At 53.6% G+C, this 21,191-nt stretch carries 15 protein-coding genes and 1 pseudogene; 7 read left to right on the top strand and 9 right to left on the bottom strand.

Features of this window, described 5'->3' with window-relative positions; translation table 11 throughout:
- The first annotated feature begins 92 nt into the window (after window positions 1-92).
- Window positions 93-2,789 (top strand): autotransporter outer membrane beta-barrel domain-containing protein, encoded by a 2,697-nt coding sequence (locus Q9I99_RS07165; protein WP_301668493.1) that lies wholly within the window; start codon window positions 93-95, stop codon window positions 2,787-2,789.
- Window positions 2,790-3,612: 823 nt separating this feature from the next.
- On the opposite strand, the gene Q9I99_RS07160 is transcribed toward Q9I99_RS07165, so the two are convergent.
- Both Q9I99_RS07160 and Q9I99_RS07155 read right to left on the bottom strand, forming a co-directional pair.
- On the bottom strand, window positions 3,613-4,419 hold the full coding sequence (locus Q9I99_RS07160) for a basic amino acid ABC transporter substrate-binding protein (RefSeq protein WP_301668494.1): 807 nt from the start codon (window positions 4,417-4,419) through the stop codon (window positions 3,613-3,615).
- 51 nt (window positions 4,420-4,470) lie between these two features.
- Window positions 4,471-4,722, bottom strand: coding sequence for an NGO1151 family protein (locus Q9I99_RS07155; RefSeq protein WP_002234140.1), 252 nt, complete (start codon window positions 4,720-4,722; stop codon window positions 4,471-4,473).
- Window positions 4,723-4,823: 101 nt separating this feature from the next.
- Here Q9I99_RS07155 and Q9I99_RS07150 point away from each other — a divergent pair, with 101 nt between their 5' ends.
- The 3 genes from Q9I99_RS07150 to Q9I99_RS07140 all read left to right on the top strand — a co-directional run bounded on the left by Q9I99_RS07150 (window position 4,824) and on the right by Q9I99_RS07140 (window position 7,201).
- Window positions 4,824-5,594, top strand: a complete 771-nt coding sequence (locus tag Q9I99_RS07150; protein WP_301668497.1) for a hypothetical protein — start codon at window positions 4,824-4,826, stop codon at window positions 5,592-5,594.
- Between the two features lie 145 nt (window positions 5,595-5,739).
- Window positions 5,740-6,909, top strand: a complete 1,170-nt coding sequence (metZ, locus tag Q9I99_RS07145; RefSeq protein ID WP_301668498.1) for an O-succinylhomoserine sulfhydrylase — start codon at window positions 5,740-5,742, stop codon at window positions 6,907-6,909.
- A gap of 85 nt (window positions 6,910-6,994) precedes the next feature.
- Window positions 6,995-7,201, top strand: a complete 207-nt coding sequence (locus Q9I99_RS07140; RefSeq protein ID WP_002212781.1) for a DUF2788 domain-containing protein — start codon at window positions 6,995-6,997, stop codon at window positions 7,199-7,201.
- Between the two features lie 98 nt (window positions 7,202-7,299).
- Here Q9I99_RS07140 and Q9I99_RS07135 read toward each other — a convergent pair.
- From Q9I99_RS07135 to parC, 5 genes and pseudogenes are all read right to left on the bottom strand, one after another.
- Window positions 7,300-7,412: pseudogene (locus tag Q9I99_RS07135) on the bottom strand (IS5/IS1182 family transposase); the annotation flags it as partial.
- Between the two features lie 549 nt (window positions 7,413-7,961).
- On the bottom strand, window positions 7,962-8,714 hold the full coding sequence (locus tag Q9I99_RS07130) for a class I SAM-dependent methyltransferase (protein ID WP_301668501.1): 753 nt from the start codon (window positions 8,712-8,714) through the stop codon (window positions 7,962-7,964).
- A 103-nt stretch (window positions 8,715-8,817) separates the two neighbouring features.
- Window positions 8,818-10,335 carry a sigma-54-dependent transcriptional regulator gene (locus Q9I99_RS07125; protein ID WP_301668502.1) on the bottom strand — a complete coding sequence of 506 codons (1,518 nt, stop codon included), beginning with the start codon at window positions 10,333-10,335 and terminating at the stop codon, window positions 8,818-8,820.
- Window positions 10,328-11,920: an ATP-binding protein gene (locus Q9I99_RS07120; protein WP_301668503.1), complete on the bottom strand. Its 1,593-nt coding sequence runs from the start codon at window positions 11,918-11,920 to the stop codon at window positions 10,328-10,330. Before Q9I99_RS07120 ends, Q9I99_RS07125 begins: the two co-directional genes overlap by 8 nt.
- Window positions 11,921-11,939: 19 nt before the next feature.
- Window positions 11,940-14,243, bottom strand: coding sequence for a DNA topoisomerase IV subunit A (gene parC / locus Q9I99_RS07115; RefSeq protein ID WP_301668504.1), 2,304 nt, complete (start codon window positions 14,241-14,243; stop codon window positions 11,940-11,942).
- A 147-nt stretch (window positions 14,244-14,390) separates the two neighbouring features.
- Here parC and Q9I99_RS07110 point away from each other — a divergent pair, with 147 nt between their 5' ends.
- The gene (locus Q9I99_RS07110; RefSeq protein WP_301668505.1) at window positions 14,391-15,074 is read left to right on the top strand and encodes a 2,3-diphosphoglycerate-dependent phosphoglycerate mutase; all 684 of its coding nucleotides are present in this window, start codon (window positions 14,391-14,393) and stop codon (window positions 15,072-15,074) included.
- A 519-nt stretch (window positions 15,075-15,593) separates the two neighbouring features.
- Here the strand turns inward: Q9I99_RS07110 and alaS are convergent.
- Window positions 15,594-18,218, bottom strand: a complete 2,625-nt coding sequence (alaS, locus tag Q9I99_RS07105; protein WP_301668506.1) for an alanine--tRNA ligase — start codon at window positions 18,216-18,218, stop codon at window positions 15,594-15,596.
- 203 nt (window positions 18,219-18,421) lie between these two features.
- Between alaS and Q9I99_RS07100 the strand changes: the two genes are divergently transcribed.
- Window positions 18,422-19,552, top strand: a complete 1,131-nt coding sequence (locus Q9I99_RS07100; RefSeq protein WP_301668507.1) for a polyamine ABC transporter substrate-binding protein — start codon at window positions 18,422-18,424, stop codon at window positions 19,550-19,552.
- 39 nt (window positions 19,553-19,591) lie between these two features.
- Here Q9I99_RS07100 and Q9I99_RS07095 read toward each other — a convergent pair whose 3' ends face one another.
- Window positions 19,592-20,494, bottom strand: coding sequence for a DMT family transporter (locus Q9I99_RS07095; protein ID WP_301668508.1), 903 nt, complete (start codon window positions 20,492-20,494; stop codon window positions 19,592-19,594).
- Window positions 20,495-20,641: 147 nt separating this feature from the next.
- Here Q9I99_RS07095 and Q9I99_RS07090 point away from each other — a divergent pair, with 147 nt between their 5' ends.
- Window positions 20,642-21,130: a membrane lipoprotein lipid attachment site-containing protein gene (locus Q9I99_RS07090; RefSeq protein WP_372338044.1), complete on the top strand. Its 489-nt coding sequence runs from the start codon at window positions 20,642-20,644 to the stop codon at window positions 21,128-21,130.
- Window positions 21,131-21,191 lie beyond the last annotated feature (61 nt).

Raw genomic sequence — 21,191 nt, 5'->3', positions numbered from 1 at the left:
TTATTTTTTTTTTTTTTTTTTTTTTTTTTTTCTGATTGGATTACCTGATTGGTATAAAATTAAGAATAATATGCAAGAAGTGTGGAAAACTTATGAAAGATGAAACAATCGCCCGCTGCCTCCTTTCCGGTTGCCTGTTGGCTGCGGGTATGGAAAAAAGCATTGCCGCTTCCGGTACGATTTTGGAAAAACCCAATCATACGGCGGCGATAGCGACCAAAAACCAGACCAACGAACATACTTTCGATTATTCGGGCGCAACTGCCGTCAAGCCGATTAATTCCCTGGTTATTGCCGCCAATGGCAAAGGCGCGAAAAATATCATTACCGTCAAGGGCAACCCTTCTCTCGGTGAAAAAGATTTGACAGATGTAAGTGGTAAAGCGTCGTTGAAAGATGCAAGGGGCGAAGTGTTGAAAGAGCCCGCGCATTGGACCATCGAAAAGACAAAACCTATAGGGTCGGTGAACGGCGGTCGATACACGCTTTCGTCAAGTGTTCAAAGTGCCGGGATTTTGTTTGCAGACAAAACCTATGAGGCAAAGGGCAACGACATTACCTTGGAAAACGTATCGGTCAAAAATAGCTCTTCAACGGATGCCATTTTCGCAAACGACACTTTGACAAACCCTTACGGTATGTCGGACACAACCCTGACCTTTAAGGGAAACAACTATCTTTATACAGACGGCACCAAAACAGGCGACAAAACCCAAGGGAACGGCATACAGTTATTTAAGAATAATACAACCAAATATTCCGAAGGATACAAAAACCATACCAAAATCGAGTCGGAAGCAGGTTCCAATCTGAACATATACGTCAAATCCGGAACGTTGCGCGGGCGCGGCATCTCGATAACGCAATATAAGAATGTAACCATCAACACGTCGGGAAGGCAAAAAACGGTCGTCAACCAGACCGAAATGGATTTTCGCGGCGGGGTCAGCATCAAGGTGGATCGCGGCGATAAGAAGAATGCCGAAAACTACGGTGTTTATGTGGGAAACCTGCCGAAAAGAAGCAGCACCAGCGAGGATGTGCCGGAAGATTCGTACAACCGCGCCACCTTCCATAGCGATGTCAAAATCGACATGCAGCCGGTGCTTGAAGAAAGTGGGAAACAAAAATCCATCGGCGACGCTTTGAATGTGGACGGTAAAAACAGCAGCGTGGACATCAAGGGCGACGGAACGGTGCAAATCGACGGCGACATCCACGTCCTCAACGGCGGCGTGATAAATTTAAGCCTGAAAAACAAAAATTCTTATCTCAACGGGGAAGCCCATATCGGCAAACGACAATATACCGGCGATCCCGACGACCCCGATAATCCGCCCAGCGGACAACCCCTGTTTGAGGAAGACCGTAAAAACAGCGCGTCATCCATCAATATGACGATGAAGGACGGCGCGAGCTGGAATGTGCAGAATACTTCAAAAATCAACGGCTTGGACATCAGCAACGGCGCGGAAGTGAGCTTTTCGGACGGCAGCAGGAATGTAAACGTCTCCGTATCCAGCCTGAAGGGAAACGGTGGCGTGTTCAAAATGCAGGGCAACATCGTGAGCGGCAAGTCGGACAAGCTGATTACGCGCGAAGGCAGCGAAGGCGTACACATCATCGAATATGAAGACAATGCCAAGGCACCAACGACGGGTAGGGAATTTTTAAAGCTGGTCGAAAACAAGGGCAATCAAGAAGACAATAAAGCATCATACAAATTGAATGTCCGCTGTACGGAACAGGGAGGATGGTGTTTTGCCTTGGATGAGTCGGAAAAATCCAAATATGTCGAAATTACCCCCGACGGCAAGCGGGACTTCTACCTTTTCGCGTCAACATTGTCGACGGGCGCATCGAGCGGCGTCCTCTTCGGCGAGGCTTTGTATCAGTTGAACGCGGTTTCCGATGAAACGCTGGTGCAGCGTATGGGCGAAATCCACGCCGACGGAACGCCGCAGGAAGACAACAACGTTTGGATCAAACGCGTCGGCGGAAAATTCGCCGGCAGCCGCAGCGATTACCGCGTGGGCGGCTACAGCAACCGCTATTGGGGCTTTGCCGGCGGCTTCAACAGGATGGGGTTCGGCGACAAATGGATTCATTACAAAGGGCTGATGCTCCGCCACCTCCAATCGTCCTACACCCCCGAAGACTACGCCGGCATCGGCAAAATCTACGGCAGGACGGCAGGCGTTTATTCCACCTGGCTCAATCGGGAAAGCAGGGCTTATTATGATTTGGTCGCCAACATCGCCCGATATAAGGGCAGCTACGGGCTGACCAATTACTCCGGAGTCCATGTCGAGTCGGACGAGGCGCGCCTGAATGCCTATATGCTTTCCGCCGAAACCGGCAGGCGGATGGAAAAACAGGACGGCGGCAAAACCTATTGGTGGCAGCCGGAAGCGCAGTTGTCCTACTGGTTTACGCGCGGCTACGGCTTTTCGCTGTCAAACGGTCTGTCTGCCGAAACGGACAACTTCCGCAGCCTGCTGGGGCGGTTCGGCTTTCGGGCGGGCGTGGACGGTTTGGACGGCGGCAGGCTGAATATCTACGGCAAGCTGATGTACAAACGCGAGTTTATCGGCACGATCCGCCACAGGTTCAACGGCTCTGCCGTAGAGGAATTCAAACACCGTGGCGGCTGGTTGGAATACGGCTTGGGCGTGGTGCACCGCAATGCCGAAAACGGACGGCAGCTTTATTTTGAGGCGCAAAGGTCTTCGATGCACACGATGCGCCAGAATTGGCAGGTCAATATGGGCGTGCGCAGTATGTTCTGATGCGCGGATGCGCCTGAAAACAATCCGGAACGGTCAGACGCGTTCCGGATTGTTTTTTTGTCGGGGCGGTTTGCCGCCATATTAAAACAGGCGGGCGATGCCGTCTGAAGCCTGACAAGGCATTAAATGCCGTCTGAAACTCCGTCATTCCCCTGCTGTCCGCAACTTTTTGTCATTCCCGTGAAAACGGGAATCTAGAATCTCTAAATCTTCAGATAACCTTTGAATATTGCCGCTATCCCAAGGTCTGGATTCCCGCCTGCGCGGGAATGACGGTCGGGCGGATGCGCCGTCATCACGACTTTTCGTTATTTCCGCAACTTTTCGTCATTCCCGTGGAAACGGGAATCTAGAACCTCTAAATCTTCAGATAACCTTTGAATATTTCCTCCACCCCGAAGGTCTGGATTCCCGCTTATGCGGGAATGACGGCGGTGGGCGATGCCGTCTGAAGCCCGACAAGGCATTAAATGCCGTCTGAAACTCCGTCATTCCCCTGCTGTCCGCAACTTTTCGTCATTCCCGTGAAAACGGGAATCTAGAATCTCAAACTTTCAGATAATCTTTGAATATTGCCGCTGTCCAATGGTCCGGATTCCCGCCTGCGTGGGAATGACGGGTTTTTATAATCTTTAAAAACTGCCACTGCCCGACAGTTCGGGATGGGAATGACGGCGGTGGGATAATGCCGTCTGAAAACCCAAATGGCGGCACAACAATGCCGCGCTGCAATAAACGTTGCCGTCCCGACACAAAACGGCACAGACAATAAAAAATGCCGTCTGAAAGGGCTTCAGACGGCATTTTGTTCGGACGGGCGGGCTTATTTTGCAGCCTGTTCGCCTTCTTTTGCAAAATATTTGGCGTAGATTTTGTCGTATTCGCCGCTTTCGCGTACTTTTTTCAACGCATCGTTCATTACTTTTAAGGTTTCCCCGTCGCCTTTGCGTACCGCGATGCCGTAGTGTTCGGTGGTGAAGTCGGGCAGGGTAACGAAGTCCATCCCTTTGGCCGGGTTGTTTTTCACATAATTGGCAATGACCGCGCTGTCGCTGACCACGGAATCCAGGCCGCCGTTTTCCAGTTCTTTGATAATCAGGGGAACGTTTTCAAAGCGCGCGATTTTCGGATTGTCGTTGCCCAAGAGTTTGGAAACGGAGAAATCGCCCGTGTAGCCGGTAACCACGCCGACTTTGTTCATCTTTTTCAAATCTTCGGAAGAAGATACTTTTTTGCCTTTCGGAACGAGGACGACTTGGGTGATTTCAAAATACGGGTCGCTGAAGTCCATAGACTGTTTGCGGTCGTCGGTAATGGTTACGCCCGACATCACAACGTCCGCATCGCCGTTGTTCAAGGCGGGGAAAAGGCTGTCCCACGGCTGGTGTTTGAATTCGATTTTAAAATTGCCCGCCTTCGCCATCGCGTTCATCAAATCCACGTCGAAGCCTTCGACATTGCCTTTCGAGTCTAAAGATTCAAAGGGGGCAAACTCGGCGTTGGAAGCCACGCGGTACACTTTGTCGGGGTTGGCGGCAGGCGCGGCGGCATCTTTGCCCTGACCGCCGCAGGCAGACAGCGCGAGTGCGGAACAGGCAAGGGCGGCGGCAATCCATTTTTTCATATTCATCAACATTCCTTTCGGTAATCAAAAAGCCTAAAAAATCAGTTTAACACAAAATTAACGTTCTTTTTCACGGAAAAACGCATAAGTAACGTCGTGGAACAAATCCGTATGCGGGCTGTCCTCATAGCTCAATTCTGCCAAGGCATCCTCAAAAGCAAGCTGAATCGACTCGACCGCGACTTCGGCGGTGTCGGCGGGAAGGGCGCGGATTAAGGCTTTGAAGGCGGTGGACAGGACGTGGTTCTGCATACGCAGCACGTCGTTTGCCTCTTCCAGATATTCCAAACGCTGTTCGATACTGCTCATGATGGATCCTTATGAATCTGTTAAAATGCGCCATTATATCAAACTGCGCTTTGGGCGCGGGTTTGCCCACCTGCAAAGATTAAGAACCGGAAGCCGAAAAAATGGATACAAACAATCAGGATAAAGAGCCAAATTGGGAAAAACGCCTGGAAAACCTGCGTCAGACGCGCCGTATGAATACCTCGCCTGCCTATGCGCCGCTGACCAAACCCTCTGAAGTCGGAAAGGAAGAGCCCATACCGAAATTGGACGATGCAAACCGAGACCGTGTGTTAAAGGCTTATCTGAAGAAATGGCAGGAGGAACACAACAGCACCGTTGCCGATTGCGGAGAAGAAGTCGAAACCGACCCGATGGTCATTCTTCAGGAAAACTGGCTCAATGCACAGGCTTCCCTGCAAATGTCGGTTTCAGAAAAACACATCGAATCGCAGCGGAAAATCTGGTTCAATGCAAAAAAAGACAGTGTCGAATTTGAAACCGCACAGATTGAGGGCGGGGAAAACGCCGACGAGTCAGAGTCCGGTATGAATGAGCAGGCGGTTTCGGAAAACGGGGAAAACGATGAGGAAGAAACATTGATGCCCGTCTGTCTCAATATTCTGAATCCGAAAGCCGTCAACCGACGCGAAGTGTTCTGCCTGTCCGAACAGGAGCTGACCGAACGGCTGATCAAACGTCTGCGCCCACATCTGACCGATACCGTCAACGGCATCATCCGAACGGCGGTGCAAAAGCAGATGGCGCTCTTTACTTATCAGCTCCAGCAAATGCTGCACGAGCAGGCGGGTGCGGTAGTTGAAGACGTGTTGGAACACGATATCCGCAAAATCCTCAACGACATCAAGTACGAGTTAAAATACAAACGCTGACCGTCATGCCGTCTGAAAGCCGTGTTCAGACGGCATTTTCCTGCCCGTCCGACTTGAAAGGCACACGGAACGGGCGCAAAATATTAATAAATTAAACAATGGGCGCACGCCCCGTTGCCGAACGGACAAAACCGAGGAATCACCAATGAGCAAAAAACTCCACCCGCAGACGCTCGCCATACGCGGCGGCAAAGAACAAACCGGATACCGCGAACACAATCAGGCCTTGTTTCTGACCAGCAGCTTCATGTGGGACAACGCCCAACACGCTGCCGATTTGTTTTCAAAAAAAATCAAAGGCTTCACTTATACCCGTACCGCCAACCCGACCACAGCCGCCTTTGAAAAACGCATCGCCGCTTTGGAAGGTGCGGAACGCGCGGTCGCCACTTCGACGGGCATGTCCGCGATTCAAGCGGCGTTTTTCACCTTCCTGCAGGCGGGCGACCATGTAATTTCGAGCCGCAGCCTGTTCGGCACGACCGTCGGCTTTATCAATAACATCGTTACCAAATTCGGCATCGAAGTGAGCCACGTTTCGCCGACTGATATAAACGAATGGAAAGCCGCCGTCAAAGCCAACACCAAACTGCTGTTTTTGGAAACGCCGTCCAACCCCTTGGGCGAAGTGGCCGACTTGGAAGCCTTGGCGGAATTGGCGCACGGCATCGGCGCGCTCTTGGTGGTGGACAACAGCCTGCTGTCGCCCGTCGGCTCGCAGCCTTTGAAACACGGCGCGGATATTTCCGTTTCCTCCGCGACCAAAGCCATAGACGGACACGGGCGCGTGATGGGCGGCGTGTTGGCGGGTTCGGAAGAACTGATGGCGCAGGTCGCCATGTATTGCAACTCTTGCGGGCTGGCAATGTCGCCGTTTAATGCGTGGCAGTTGTTGAGTGGCGTAGAAACCCTGTCGCTGCGTATGGAAAAACAGTTCGACAACGCCCTGAAAATCGCGCAATGGCTGCAAGTGCAGCCGCAGGTTCAAGCCGTGTACTACACCGGATTGCCCGACCATCCGCAGGCGGAGCTTATCCGCAAACAGCAAAACGGCGGCGGCATCGTCATCGGCTTTGAAGTTGCCGATCAAGAAGCGGCGTGGAAAGTTGTGGACGGCGTGGAACTCTTTTCCCGCACCGCCAACCTCGGCGACGTGCGCTCGACCATTACCCACCCGTGGACAACCACGCACGGTAGGATGCAGCCCGAAGAAAAACTCGCCGCCAACATCCGCCCCGGATTGGTGCGCCTGTCGGTCGGTTTGGAATATGTTGGCGACCTCATCGATGATTTGAAACAGGCACTCGCGCGCTGATTACGTGTTTCAGACGGCATTGGACAGCAGATGCCGTCTGAAACCCTTATCGCGTATGGCATACACATCAACAATAGGAAAAAATATGGATGAAGCGGTTTTTGCCGATTGGGCGTTGAAAATCTGCCTGACCGGCTTGATTATTTTTTTAGGTTTTATCGTTTGGAATTTGGGCAAGGAGTCTAAAGCGGGCAAATTCGGCATCGCCATTTTGTTTTTGGTCTTGGGCTTGGGCGTGTTCGGTTTTGTGTTCAAAGAGTTATTGATTAAGTTTTTGGTATTACCGAAATAGGTTTGCCATCTGTCGAAATGCCGTCTGACATCATAAAAAGTAATCTGCACCCTAAAAGTTTGATTTAACCGCTAACTGATTAAGGTGCGGATTTTTATGACAAAATATAGTGGATTAACAAAAACCAGTACGGCGTTGCCTCGCCTTGCCGTACTATTTGTACTGTCTGCGGCTTCGTCGCCTTGTCCTGATTTAAATTTAATCCACTATAAAAATCATCTTTCCGCAGTCATTCCCACGGATGCGAAAGCCTGTCTTTTTGAATCCCGGATAATTTTACATCGTCATTCCCGCGCAGGCGGGAATCTAGTCCGTTCGGTTTCGGTCATTTACGATAAATTCCTGTTGCTTTTCATTTCTAGATTCCCACTTTCGCGGGAATGACGGAGGAGCGGATAAATTTCCGCAATCTAAAACCTCGTCATTTCCATAAAAAACAGCAACCCGAAACAGCAACTTAAAAACAGCAACCTGAAACCCCGTCATTCCCGCGCAGGCGGAAATCCAGATCATTGGGTAGCGGCAATGTTCAAAAGTCGTCTGAAAAATCAGAAGTTCTAGATTCCCGTTTTCACGGGAATGACGGTTTGGAAGTTGCCTAAAACTCGAAAACAACTAAAACTGAACGAATCGGATTCCCACTTCCGTGGGAATGACAAACTTTAAGGTGTGATGACTTATCCAAAACAGTCGAAACGCAAAAACCGGTTTCTCGTTTGCATAAGAACGGCAAATTTTTCGGTGTCTTGTTTTATGGGCGTTATCCCTTGTCCGCTCCGTAGGGCAGGTAAACGTCGAAGCGGGTGCTTTTGCCGGTGTATTGGTAGGCGGGGGCTTGTCCGGCAAGGTGTTCGCCGAGGCGCGGGCGTTTGACGACGACGCGTTTTTTTGCAGTCTGTCGGGCGGTATGGAGGAGGACGGCCTCATCTTGCGCCTCGCCGACAAGCCGGTGGAAGTAGGCCATTTCTTTTTTGACGGCGGCACTTTTGCGGCGTTCGGGATACATGGGGTCGAGATAGACGATGTCGGGTTTGCCTTGTGTTTGAACAAGTGCGGGCATTTGTTCGGCGGCGTTGCCGAAATGGAGGTTGATGCGCGCGGCGGTGTCTTGTGTTTCGGGATTGAGGAGGGCACGGCGGATGCCGTCTGAAAGCAGGCAGGCGACGGCGGGATGTTGCTCGAAGGCGGTAACGGCCAGCCCGAGCGAGGCGAGGACGAAGCTGTCGCGCCCCAATCCTGCGGTCGCGTCCCAAACGGTGGGGTGCGCGGTATGGTTGACGGCTTTGGCGATGAGTTCGCCTCCGCCTTTTGTGCGCCGGTATTGTGCCGCGCCGGAGGCAAAATCGACGGTAACGCCGCCCTTTTCCCCGATAAGCCTGAGGCTGACGGTATCGTGTCCGGCGAGCAGGTAGCTGCCTTGTTCGGGCGGTTGGGAAACGGGCACAAGGGGGAATGCCCGTATCAGGGCGCGGACGGTTTCGGTGGCGGTGTTGTCAATAAGGATGTCGGTCATAGTGTTTTGTGTCCGTTCCGACGTGGGGCAAACCCGCTTTCCCGTGCCGTTTCAGACGGCATTTTTTCGGGTGGGCGGAGATGGTGCGGATGCTGTTTTGCCGTCAGTCTATGTTGAGGCGTTCCATACGGTAGCGCATGGAACGGAAGCTGATGCCCAAAAGTTTGGCGGCCTGCGTGCGGTTGCCTTTGGTTTGTTTGAGGACTTGTTCGATGATGTCGCGTTCGATTTGGTCGAGATAGTCCTGTATCTGCATGGTATCGGGGTCGAACGGGAGAAGGCGGGACGGTGCGGCGGCTGTTTCAGACGGCAAGGTACCGGCGACAGGGACGGCGGTTTCCGTCCGGACGGGTTTGTGGCGCACATCTTGGATTTGCAGGTCGTCGATTTGCACGGTATGTCCGACGCACAGGGCGACGGCGCGTTCGAGGATGTTTTCGAGTTCGCGGAAATTGCCCGGATAACTGTAATTCAGGAGCATCTGTTGCGCGGCGGGGGAGAGTGTGTAAGGCCGGTTGTTGTGGCTGTGTTTGTACAGGAGGTAGGGGATGAGCAGCTTCAAGTCTTCGCGCATTTCACGCAGGGACGGCATATTGAGGCTGACGACATTGAGTCGGTAATACAGGTCTTGGCGGAATGCGCCGCTTTCGACAAGGGCTTCGAGGTTTTTGTGGGTGGCGCAGACGATGCGGACATCGACGGGCTGCTCGGTCGCGTCGCCGATACGGCGCACGGCTTTTTCTTGAATTGCGCGCAAGAGTTTGACCTGCATGGAAAGGGGCAGGTCGGCCACTTCGTCGAGGAAGAGCGTCCCGCCGTCGGCATGGCGGAAGAAACCGGCATGGTCTTTGTCGGCACCGGTAAAGCTGCCTTTGCGGTAGCCGAAAAATTCGCTTTCCATCAGGTTTTCGGGAATCGCGCCGCAGTTGACGGCGACAAAGGGTTTGTCCGCGCGGTCGGACAGTTCGTGTATGGTGCGCGCCGCTTGTTCTTTACCTGTACCGGATTCGCCGGAAATATAGACGGGTACTTTGCCGGGCGCGAGGCGGCGGATGAGGTGGCGGACTTCAACCATCTGCGGAGAGCTACCGAGCAGGCGGGGCATATCGGGTTCCGCATAGGGAAGGGCGGCGGAAACGGGCGGTGCCGTCGGTATCGCGTTTGCAGGTTTCGGGGCTTCAGACGGCATGGGGGAAGAAACGGGGGATGCCGTCTGAACGGGCGGTTCGGGAATCTTGTTTTGGTTTTCGGAAACGGAAATTGCCGATTTGACGAGGGAACGCAGCCGGGCGAGGGTGATGGGTTTTTGGATGTAGTCGAACGCCCCGCAACGCAGGGCTTCCTGTGCCTGATCGGCATTGCCGAAGGCGGTGATGACGGCAACCGGCGTATCGAGCAGGCGGCTGTTGATGTGTTGGACGACTTCCAGCCCGGAGCCGTCCGGCATACGCATATCGGTCAGGACGAGCGAATAGCGTTGGCTGTCGAGCTTGTTTTTGGCTTCGGTAACGCCTGACGCGGTATGGACGCGCAACCCCATTTTCATCAGGGTCATTTCCATTAGGTCGAGAATATCGGTTTCGTCATCGACGACGAGGATGGGATGTTGCAGTTCAGTCATTGTTTTTTTTCGGTAATGTGAGTTCGAAGCATTTGGCTTCGGGCAGGTAGGTCAAATCGCCGAAGTTGGCGTGAGCCAGTTCGCGGGCGACATACAGCCCGAGGCCGGTGCCGTTTTCCGCCGTGGTGTAAAAGGGTTCGAACAGGTGTTCCTGCACTTCGGGCGGCACGCCGCCGCCGTCGTCGGCAAAAAGGATGCAGACGGTGTTTTTTTGCGCGGGGCGGATGGTGACGGAAATCGAGCAGGGCTGTTTGCGGCTGTGCCGCCACGCGTTGTTGGCGAGGTTCCACATAATTTGCCGCAGGTGGGCGGGATCGAAATAGGCGGTCGGGCTACCGCCCTGAATATCCGGACGGATGCAGCCGGCGGCATCGGGATGGCCGAGCAGGAACTCTTGTTTGAATTCTTCCCAAAACGGTATCAGGCCGATGGTTTCGCGTTCGGTTTTGTTGCGCTTGTTGAGCGAGGAAATGTCTTCGAGCATTTTGTCGATGCGGCAGACGTTGCCGTCGATGATTTTGCACAATTTGGCGTTGAACGGATCTGCCGCCCCCGCTTCCATATTTTCGCGCAGCAGGTCGTTGGCGTGGCGGATGGCGGACATCGGGTTGCGGATTTCGTGGGCGAGGTTGGCGGTCAGTTGTCCGAGCGCGGCAAGTTTGACGGACAGGGCTTCCGCCTGAATTTCGCTTTGCGGGCGGATGTAGAGGATGAGCAGCTTGTCCGGCCCTTTGTTGACCGGAACGGCGCGGATGCCGGCGTTCAGGCCGGGTGTGCCGAGGACGTATTCGAAATTGTGCGGAGAGGCTTGATTCCACAGTTCGGCGGCAGAATCGGACAGGCCGGCACGCCGTCCGATTTCGAGCGCGGGGAAAAGGTCTTTCGCCTTCCGGTTGAACAGCACCGCCAGCCCTTCGGTATTGATGACGATGACGGCTTCCTGAACGCGTTCGAGTACGGTTTGGCTCAAGCCTTTGATGCGCCGGTAGGCGAGGTGGTTGTCGCGGGCCAGTTGGCCGGCGCTGTCGATGTATTTGACCGACAGGGAAGTGAAGATGGCGGAAAGATAGGAGGCGGCGACGAGGATGAAGGTTGCCGAGGCGGTTCGGGCATCCGATATGAGCGGGTATTTGCCGATATCGCCGTCGACAATGGCGTTGAATATCAGCAGGATGGCGGCGTAGCTGGCATAGAGCAGGGGGTAACGCCCGTAGCTGAGCAGGCAGGAGCAGACGACGAAGGGCAGGATCAGGATGCCGAAGCCGGAGTCGATGCCGCCGAACAGATAGGTCAGCACGCCGATCATCGTGATGTCCGCCACCGCGCTGAAACGCGGCATTTTCAGCGACTGCCATTGCCAATGCGGATGGATGATGGAAAAGAAAATCAGCCAGCAGGCAATGGCGAGCCAAACATAAAACGCCCACGCCGTCCACGAAGCGTGCAGGTTCGCACGGCTGCCGGTTTCCAGCCCGAGGATGTGCATAATCATCAGCGGGAAAACGATGGCGACGCGGATGATGTTGATCAGATTGGGAATCCGGTCTTTGAGTTTTTCAAGTTCGCGGGGGTTGGAAATCACCATAATATGTGCGGAACCGGGTTTATTTGGGGGAAGAAAGCTGTTTCAGGCTGCCCGATATGGGCAATAGTCTGCCTTTTTTGCCGCGTTTTGCCTCAATCAGGGTGACGGGGATGCGGTCTTTGTGCGCCGCGCCGCGCCTGCCTTCGCTTTCAATCAGGATTTCCGGCTCGGAAGAAACGGCGGTATGCGTCATCGATTCGCCGGTGTTTAATCCGATGATTTGCAGCCCTTTGCCTTTCGCCATAATTTTCAATTCGCCGATGGGGAAGGCGAGGGCGCGGTTTTGACTGGTGGCGGCAATGATTTTGCAGTCGGGGTTGATGAACGAGGAGGCATAGACGGCAACGGGCGGCAGGACGGTTTCGCCGCTGTCTGCGGTCATCACCACTTTGCCCGCTTTCACGCGTCCGACCATATCGGCCAACTTGGTAATAAAGCCGTAGCCGCCGCTGCCTGAGAGCAGGTAGTGCTGTTCGGGCTGGCCGGTGAGCATGGCGACGGGTTTGGCGCCGTTTTGCAGCTCGATTAAGGATGAAACCGGTACGCCGTCGCCGCGTCCGCCGGGGATTTCGGCGGCATCGAGCGTGTAGGTTCTACCCAATGAGTCGAGAATGACGACGGGCAAAACGGTGCGGCCTTCAAGGGTTTGTTTGAGGCGGTCGCCTTCTTTGAACGCGGTCTGGCTCAAATCGAGGTTGTGTCCGGCACGGCTGCGTATCCAGCCTTTTTCCGACAGAATCAGCGTGATGGGTTCATCGGCGGTGGTTTGCGTCAGAACAGCGCGTCCGGCTTCTTCCACCAGCGTGCGGCGCGCGTCGCCGAACTGCTTCATGTCCGCCTGCATCTCTTTGATAATCAGCTTGCGTTTTTCGTTTTCGTCGCCCAAAAGGATATTCAGACGGCCTTGTTCCTCGCGCAACTCGTTCAATTCTTTTTCGAGTTTGAAACCTTCCAAACGCGCCAACTGGCGCAGGCGGATTTCCAAAATATCTTCCGCTTGGATTTCGGTCAGCCCGAACGCCGCCATCAAATCGGCTTTCGGGTCGTCCGATTCGCGGATGACTTTAATCACTTCGTCGATGTGCAGAAAGACTTTCAGACGGCCTTCAAGGATGTGCAGCCGTTTTTCCACTTGGTTCAAACGGAATTTCAGACGACGTGTTACGGTCACGACGCGGAAATCCAGCCATTCCTGCAAAATCGTTTTCAGGTTTTTCTGCGCGGGACGGTTGTCCAGCCCCATCATCACCAAGTTCATGGACACATTGCCTTCCAGCGAAGTTTGCGCCATCAGCGTGTTGATGAAGGTATCGGTATCGATGCGGCTGGATTTCGGCTCGAACACCAGACGCACGGGATGTTCGCCGTCGGACTCGTCGCGCACGCGGTCGATTAAATCCAGCATCAGCTTTTTGGTGTTGAGCTGGTCTTGGTTGAGCTGCTTTTTGCCCGCTTTCGGTTTCGGGTTGGTTTGCTCTTCGATTTCGGCAAGGATTTTGGCGGAATTGGCGTTCGGCGGCAGTTCGGTCACAATCACGCGCCATTGTCCGCGCGCCAGCTTCTCGATTTCGTAACGCGCACGCACGCGCACGCTGCCTTTGCCGGTTTCGTAAATCCGGCACAATTCGTCCGCAGGCGTGATGATTTGACCGCCGCCGGCAAAATCGGGCGCGGGAATATATTGCATCAGGTCGGCGGTTTCCAGCGTCGGCTTTTTCAACAGCGCAATCGCCGCCTGCGTCACTTCGTTTAAATTGTGTGATGGGATTTCGGTCGCCATGCCCACCGCGATGCCCGACGCGCCGTTGAGCAACACCATAGGCAGGCGGGCGGGCAGGTGCAGCGGTTCGTCAAACGCGCCGTCGTAGTTCGGCACGAAATCCACCGTCCCCTGATTGATTTCGGACAACAGCAATTCCGCAATCGGCGTGAGCCGCGCTTCGGTGTAACGCATCGCCGCCGCCCCATCGCCGTCGCGCGAACCGAAGTTGCCGATGCCGTCGATTAAGGGATAGCGCAAGGTAAAATCCTGCGCCATGCGCACCATCGCTTCATAGGCGGAACTGTCGCCGTGCGGGTGGTATTTACCCAAAATCTCGCCGACCACGCGCGCCGATTTCACCGGCTTTGCCCCCGCCGTCAAACCCATATCGTGCATGGCAAACAAAATGCGCCGCTGCACGGGCTTCTGGCCGTCTGAAACTTCAGGCAGCGCGCGGCCTTTGACCACGCTCATGGCGTATTCGAGATAGGCGCGTTCGGCGTATTGACCGAGTATCAGCGTATTGGAATCGGTATGTGGGGCGTGCGCTTGCGTGTTCATTGTGTATGCGGAATGTAAAACAAAGGGCATTATTGTAAATCAAAACGGCAAACCATAGTGGGCGCGTGTCTGAATCTGAATCAAATACGGGAAATGTGAAAATATGTTATAAATACCGTTTTCCCACTTTCACACATTGGAGACGATATGGAACTGGTATTTATCCGCCACGGACAAAGCGAATGGAACGCGAAAAACCTGTTTACAGGCTGGCGCGACGTGAAGCTGAGCGAGCAGGGGCTTGCCGAGGCCGCCGCCGCCGGTAAAAAACTGAAAGAAAACGGCTATGAGTTCGACATCGCCTTCACATCCGTCCTGACCCGCGCGATCAAGACCTGCAACATCGTTTTGGAAGAATCCGACCAACTGTTCGTGCCGCAAATCAAAACGTGGCGGCTGAACGAACGCCACTACGGCCGGCTGCAAGGTCTGGACAAAAAACAAACCGCCGAAAAATACGGCGACGAGCAAGTCCGCATCTGGCGGCGCAGCTACGACACCCTGCCGCCGCTTTTGGACAAAGACGACGCGTTTTCCGCACACAAAGACCGCCGCTATGCCCATCTGGCTGCCGATGTCGTACCCGACGGCGAAAACCTGAAAGTAACGCTGAATCGCGTATTGCCGTTTTGGGAAGACCAAATCGCCCCCGCGATTTTGAGCGGCAAACGCGTCTTGGTAGCGGCGCACGGCAACTCCTTGCGCGCGCTGGCAAAACACATCGAGGGCATTTCCGACGAAGACATTATGGGCTTGGAAATCCCGACCGGTCAGCCGCTGGTGTACAAATTGGATGACAATCTGAGAGTCATCGAAAAATTCTACCTGTAAGGGTTTGAAATAAAAAATGCCGTCTGAAGGCTTGGGCGTTCAGACGGCATTTTTGACGGTACCGAAACCGAACGCCCTAGATTCCCGCCTGCGCGGGAATGACGAGATTTTAAGTTACGGTAAGTTATCAGAAAAACAGAAACTTCTCCGCCGTCATTTCTGTGAAATCGGGAATCCGGACACCCGAAACCGTAGGAATTTATTCGAAACAACAGCAACCTCCGCCGTCATTCCCGCGAAGGCGGGAATCTAGAACCTCTTAATTTTCAGACAACCTTTGAATATTGCCGCTGCCCCGCATCCTAGATTCCCGCCTGCGAGAGAATGACGATTCATCAGTTTCCCGAAATTCCAACATAACCGAAATCCGACGGTAACCATAGGGTGGGCTTCAGTCCGCCAATTAATAATCGGAAATGAAGAAACGGAGGGTTGAAGCCCATCCTACGCAACTGCGTGCGGAAAAAATGCCGTCTGAAGGCTTGGGCGTTCAGACGGCATTTTGCTTCGGCAGAGGGATTACGCCAGTTTGGCTTTTACCCATTCTTCCGCGCTTGCCAGCATTTCGGGCAATTTGCCGGCATCCGTACCGCCGGCTTGCGCCAAGTCGGGACGACCGCCGCCTTTGCCGCCGACTTGTTCGGCTGCAAATTTAACCAGATCGCCTGCTTTGACTTTGCCAGTCAACGGTTTGGATACGCCTGCGCACAGGGAAACTTTGCCGTCGTTGACTGCGGCGAGCAATACGATGGCTTGTTCTGATTTGCCGGTTAAGTCGGTAACGATTTCGCGCAGGGCGGCTGCGTCGGCTTCGATTTGGGCGGCAACGAGTTTGGCTGCGCCCAGGTCTTTTGCATCGTCCAAGAGTTTTGCGCCTGCGTGGACGGCAAGTTCGGCTTTGGCGCGTGCCAATTCTTTTTCCAATGCTTTGGCGTGTGCCGCGCCTGCTTGGATTTTTGCTAGTACGTCTTTTTCGGTTTGGGCTTTGGTTTCGGCAATAATGTCTTTCACCAAACGTTCTTGCTCTTGCGCCCATTTGAGTGCGTTCAGGCCGGTGATGGCTTCGATACGGCGTACGCCTGCGGCAATACCGCCTTCGCTGATGATTTTGAAGAGGCCGATGTCGCCGGTGCGTGAAACGTGTGTACCGCCGCACAATTCGGTAGAGAAACCGCCCATTTGCAATACGCGCACTTCGTCGCCGTATTTTTCGCCGAAAAGCATCATGGCGCCGGTTTTTTGGGCGTCTTCCATGCTCATAATGGCGGCGTTGACGGCAACGTTCGCCAAAATGGCTTCGTTGACGCGGCGTTCGACTTCGGCGATTTCTTCGGCAGTTACCGCTTGGGGATGGGAAATGTCGAAACGGGTGGATTCGGCGGTAACCAAAGAGCCTTTTTGTTCGACGTGTCCGCCCAATACATCGCGCAGGGCTTTGTGCATCAGGTGGGTCGCGCTGTGGTTGCGCATATTGGCATTGCGGATTTCGTCGTCCACTTTGGCGGTAACGCTGTCGCCGACTTTCAGACGGCCTGAGGTTTGTACACCGAATTGTCCGAATACGGCCGCTTTGATTTTTTGGGTATCGCGTACTTCAAAGCGATTTTCGCCTGCGAAGATATAGCCGACATCGCCGACTTGGCCGCCGGATTCTGCATAGAACGGGGTAAAGTCGATAACGACTGCGCCGCTGTCGCCTTCGTTCAATTCATTGACTTGTTCGCCGTCTTTGTAGAGGGCGAGGACTTTGGATTCGGTTTGGCGTTCGCTATAACCTTTAAACTCGGTGTCTTGACCGTCGTAAGGCAGTTGGGCGTTGGCTTTGAAGCTTTGTGCGGCGCGTGCGCGTGCACGTTGGGCTTCCATTTCGCGCTCAAAGCCTGCTTCGTCCAGTTCGATATTGCGTTCGCGGCAGATGTCGGCGGTCAAATCGTATGGGAAACCGTAGGTATCGTAGAGTTTGAAGATGATTTCGCCGTCGAGTGTTTTGCCGCCTTTGGCCAGTGCATTTTCCAACAAAGCCATACCAGTTTCCAGAGTTTGGGCAAAACGGCTTTCTTCGTTTTTCAACGCTTCTTCGATTTGGGCCTGTTTTTCTTTCAATTCAGGGTAGGCACTGCCCATCTCTTTGACCAAATCGGCAACGAGTTTGTGGAAGAACGGTTTGCTTTGACCCAGTTTGTAACCGTGGCGCACGGCGCGGCGGATAATGCGGCGCAATACGTAGCCGCGGCCTTCGTTGGAAGGCAATACGCCGTCTGCAATCAGGAAGGAGCAGGAGCGGATGTGGTCGGCGATGACTTTCAGGCTGGGTTCTTCCATGCTGAAAGCTGCGCCGGTTTCGCGGGCAACGGCTTTGAGCAGGTCTTGGAACAAGTCGATTTCGTAGTTGCTGTGGACGTGCTGCATCACGGCGGCCATGCGTTCCAAACCCATGCCGGTATCGACGGAAGGCTTAGGCAGCGGATTCATATTGCCTTGTTCGTCGCGGTTGAACTGCATAAATACGCAGTTCCAAATTTCAATCCAGCGGTCGCCGTCTTCTTCAGGACTGCCCGGAATGCCGCCCCAGATTTCTTCGCCGTGGTCGTAGAAAATTTCGGAGCAGGGTCCGCAGGGTCCGGTGTCGCCCATTTGCCAGAAGTTGTCAGACGCGTATTTCGCGCCTTTGTTGTCGCCGATGCGGACGATGCGCTCGGACGGCATACCGATTTCGTTTAACCAGATGTTGTAGGCTTCGTCGTCTTCTGCGTAAACGGTCGCCAACAGTTTGTCTTTGGGGATGTTCAACCATTCAGGGGAAGTCAGGAATTCCCAAGCGAAGTGGATCGCGTCGCGCTTGAAGTAGTCGCCGAAGGAGAAGTTGCCCATCATTTCAAAGAAGGTGTGGTGGCGGGCGGTGTAGCCGACGTTTTCCAAGTCGTTGTGCTTGCCGCCTGCGCGTACGCATTTTTGCGCGGTAGTGGCACGGCTGTACGGGCGTTTGTCGAAACCTAAAAATACGTCTTTAAACTGGTTCATGCCCGCGTTGGTAAACAGCAGGGTCGGGTCGTCGTGCGGCACGAGGCTGGAGGAGCGGACGACGGTGTGGCCTTTGGTTTCGAAAAATTTTAGGAATTTTTGGCGCAGTTCGGAAGTTTTCATAATTTTTTCAATGTCTCTCAAATGTCTTGTCATGGTAAAAGCAGGGAAAACGAACGGCGGTATCTTACCGCAAATCCCTGTTTCTAGCTATGGAAACGGCGGCTTTCAGACGGCATTGCGGGATTTTGAATGCCGTCTGAAGCCCTGTTACCAATATCGGCTATAATGGCCGCTTTCTCCAACCCGATATGCAAGGAATGATAATGGCCAAACATCTGCCACTCGCCGTCCTGACTGCTTTGCTGCTTGCAGCGTGCGGCGGTTCGGACAAACCGCCTGCCGAAAAACCGGCACCGGCGGAAAACCAAAACGTATTGAAAATTTACAACTGGTCGGAATACGTCGATCCGGAAACCGTTGCCGATTTTGAAAAGAAAAACGGCATCAAGGTTACTTATGATGTGTACGACAGCGATGAAACGCTGGAAAGCAAGGTGCTGACAGGCAAATCTGGTTACGACATTGTCGCGCCGTCCAATGCGTTTGTGGGTAGGCAGATTAAGGCAGGTGCGTATCAGAAAATCGATAAGTCGCTGATTCCCAATTATAAACACCTCAATCCCGAAATGATGAGGCTGATGGACGGGGTCGATCCCGGCCACGAATACGCCGTGCCGTTTTATTGGGGGACAAATACCTTCGCCATCAATACCGAACGCGTGAAAAAGGCTTTGGGTACGGACAAGCTGCCGGACAACCAGTGGGATTTGGTGTTTAACCCCGAATACACGTCCAAACTCAAACAATGCGGTATCAGTTATTTAGACAGCGCGGCGGAAATTTATCCTATGGTGTTGAACTACATGGGTAAAAATCCAAACAGCAGCGAAACGGCGGATATTAAGGCGGCAACTGCCTTGCTTAAGAAAAACCGTCCGTACATCAAGCGTTTTACCTCGTCCGGCTTTATCGATGATTTGGCACGCGGCGATACCTGCGTAACGATTGGCTTCGGCGGCGATTTGAACATTGCCAAACGCCGTGCCGAAGAAGCAGGCGGCAAGGAAAAAATCCGCGTGATGATGCCGAAAGAGGGCGTGGGGATTTGGGTGGATTCTTTCGTGATTCCGAAAGATGCGAAAAACGTCGCCAACGCGCACAAATACATCAACGACTTCCTCGACCCGGAAGTGTCGGCGAAAAACGGCAATTTCGTTACCTACGCGCCTTCGAGCAAGCCGGCGCGCGATTTGATGGAGGACGAATTTAAAAACGACAATACGATTTTCCCGAGCGGGGAAGATTTGAAAAACAGCTTTATTATGATTCCCATCCGGCCGGCGGCATTGAAGTTTATGGTGCGCCAGTGGCAGGATGTGAAGGCGGGGAAATAAAGCCCGATATGCCGTCTGAAGGATGTTCGGACGGCATTTTTATCTTTGGCGGAACAGGGCTTGCAGCCGCTGTTTGAAGGCAATGGGGCGGATGCTGCTCAAAATGCCGCTGAAGATGATGATGCACATACCGAGTATTTCCTGCCAAAAAAGCTGTTCGCCCAGAAAAAATGCGGCAGACAGGGCGGAAAAGACGACGGTCATATAGGAAAGCGAGGCAACCGTGAATTTGTCGCCGACTTTGTAGGCGCGCGTCATCGACAGTTGGGCAATCAGCGCGGACACGCCGATGCCCGACAGATAAACCGCCGACTGCCAAGACAGCATATGCCAGCCGGTCAGCGTCGCCCAAACCGAAGACATCGCCACGCCGGTTGCGGAAAGGTAAAACACGACGCGCCAGCCGGGTTCGCCCGCCAAAGACAGTTCGCGCACTTTCAAATACGCCCAGCCGGACATCGCGCCGCCCGTCAGCCCGGCGAGTGCCGCCAGTTCCTGACCGCTGCGGAACGATGGATTAAGCAGCAATACCACGCCGGCAAAACCAAGGAGCAGCACCGCCTGCGTGTAAACGGAAATCCGTTCTTTCAAAATCAGGAAGGAAAATACCGCCAAAAAAATCGACGAGGTGTAGCTTAGGGTTACGCCGGTTGCCAAAGGCAGATGCGTTACCGCGTAGAACAGCAGCAGCATCGCCCCCGTCCCGACCATACTGCGGTTTAAGTGGTTTTTCCAATGGGGCGTGCGGAAGGTGTCGCGCCGCAATACGGCGGCACAACCGAGCGCAACGGTTGAAAACAGCATACGCCAAAAGACCAATTCGCCGCTGCCGAGGGCAAATTTTGCCGCCGCATCTTTAATCAACAGGTTCATTATGGTAAAGCAGGCCGCCGCCACCAGCATCCAGCCGGAACCCAAAACGTCTTTTTTTTCGATATCCATAAACGGTCGTTGCGATAAGGACGGTCAGATTGTAAACCTTGCGGCAAGGCTTGTGGAATGTGTTTTTGCCTGCTTCTGATGCCGAAATTTTATTTTTCTTGCCGAACAATTTGTTTTTTCAAGGCAAACTTGATTATAATGGCGGGCATGAAAAAATACCTTATCCCTCTTTCCATTGCGGCAGTCCTTTCCGGCTGTCAGTCTGTTTATGTACCCACATTGACGGAAATCCCCGTGAATCCTGTCAATACCGTCAAAACGGAAGCACCCGCAAAAGGTTTCCATCTCGCGCCTTCGCATTGGACGGATGTTTCCAAAATCCGTGATGAGGCGACGCGCCTGAGCTATCAGGTGAGTATCGGTAAAATGACCAAGGTTCAGGCCGCGCAATATCTGAACAATTTCAGAAAACGCCTGGTCGGACGCAATGCCGTCGATGACAGTATGTATGAAATCTACCTGCGTTCGGCGGTAGACAGCCAGCGCGGCGAAATCAATACGGAACAGTCCAAGCTGTATATCCAGAATGCCTTGCGCGGCTGGCAGCAGCGTTGGAAAAATATGGATGCCAAACCCAATAATCCCGCATTTACCAATTTCCTCTTGGAAGTGATGAAGATGCAGCCGTTAAAATGATACGGTACGCAAATGCCGTCTGAAAGTATTTTCAGACGGCATTTGTGTTTCAAGGTTCAGA

The organism is Neisseria basseii, from assembly GCF_962707005.1.
GTDB classification, from domain to species: domain Bacteria; phylum Pseudomonadota; class Gammaproteobacteria; order Burkholderiales; family Neisseriaceae; genus Neisseria; species Neisseria bergeri.
This window is presented reverse-complemented; position numbering and strand designations above follow the sequence as displayed.